Source organism: Microbacterium sp. Bi128, assembly GCF_918698205.1.
Genome location: NZ_CAKKMM010001443.1, coordinates 1 through 1,265, shown reverse-complemented (window position 1 = coordinate 1,265; position 1,265 = coordinate 1). Strand labels below are relative to the sequence as shown.

2 protein-coding genes are annotated in these 1,265 nt (G+C 67.2%); one reads left to right on the top strand and one right to left on the bottom strand.

Going from position 1 to position 1,265, the window contains the following annotated elements:
* A partial coding sequence (locus tag LQV45_RS33530) for a GAF domain-containing protein (RefSeq protein ID WP_374208369.1) occupies positions 1–758 on the bottom strand: 758 nt, incomplete at its 3' end.
* Positions 759–963: 205 nt separating this feature from the next.
* On the opposite strand from LQV45_RS33530, the gene LQV45_RS33525 reads away from it, so the two are divergent.
* On the top strand, positions 964–1,265 hold a 302-nt coding region (locus LQV45_RS33525), incomplete at its 3' end, for a nuclear transport factor 2 family protein (RefSeq protein ID WP_230012094.1).

Below are 1,265 nucleotides of genomic sequence, written 5' to 3'. Positions count from 1 at the left end.
AGCTGGGGTCGGGCGCCGCCGTCGCGCACTGCCCGCTCGCCACCCGGGGACCGCTGCCCCGAGCGCCCGACGCCGCCGTCGGGAAACGGGGCCGACTTCAGCAGCTCCTCTGCGAGCCGCACTCCGCAACGCACCAGCCGCAGGCTGTCCGGCGTGACCGATTCGAACGGGCCAGAGACGTCCAGGACGCCGACGATGTCGCCGGTCAAAGGGTCGCGAATGGGGGATGCGGTGCAAGCCCAGTCATGGTGGGTCCGCACGAGGTGCTCGGCCGAGAAAAGTTGCGCCGGCGCACCCGTCACCAAGGCCTCGCTGATGGCGTTCGTGCCCACCCCTGATTCGGACCAGTCGGCGCCCTCCACGAACTCCAGCGAGTCCGCGAGCCGCAAGGCCTGCTTGCTGCCGACGCGCCACAGCACTTCGCCCTCGTGGTCGGTGACGATCAGCAGATGGCGTCCGGTCACGGTCTCATCGGCCAGAAGCTGTGACAGCGCCGGCATCACCGCAGCCAGCCGATGGCTGGCGCTGAGGGATCGCGCCTCGGAGACTTCATGCCGGTGCAGGGGCCGGTGCTGGTCCGGATTGATGCCCAGAGCCAGGGAACGCTGCCAGGACTTGATAAGCGACGGCGAGAGGTGCGGATCCGGAGTGCCAGAAATCGTGGTTTCGTGCGCCGCCCGGAGAATTCGGGCGTACTCCGCCGGTGCGGAAAACCTGAGGTCCGAGGGATGCGTGATGGGGCCGTTGCCCTGCCGCATGCTCATTCTCTCAACTCGCCCTCGAATCGTCGCACCCGGCTGGGTCCCTGCCGCCGTCGGCCAACCTGCGCGCCCGCCGACAGCTTGAGAGCTCCGTGTAACCCGATTGTAACCCCCTGCGACTTTTACTTGTGATGCGGGTCACTGCGTGGTCTATGCGCCACGCAACGGGAGCGGCCCCCTGTCAGCAATGGAAAGAGGAAACATGCCTGAGACACCAAACGGCGTCGTCGGGGCGTGGCTGGCGCAGTTCGATGAGGCACTGCGCAGCCACAACACGGACGCCGCACTGGAACTTTTTGACGACGACTCGTACTGGCGCGATTTCGTCTCCTTCACCTGGAACCTCAAGACGCTGGAGGGCAAAGAGGACATCCGACGCATGCTCGAGGCGACCCTGGGCGACGTGCAGCCCAGCAACTGGAACCTCGCCGAGGACGCCACCGGGGACGCCGCCAATGCCGAGGCCTGGGTGAACTTCGAGACCGCCCAGGCCCGGGGCTACGC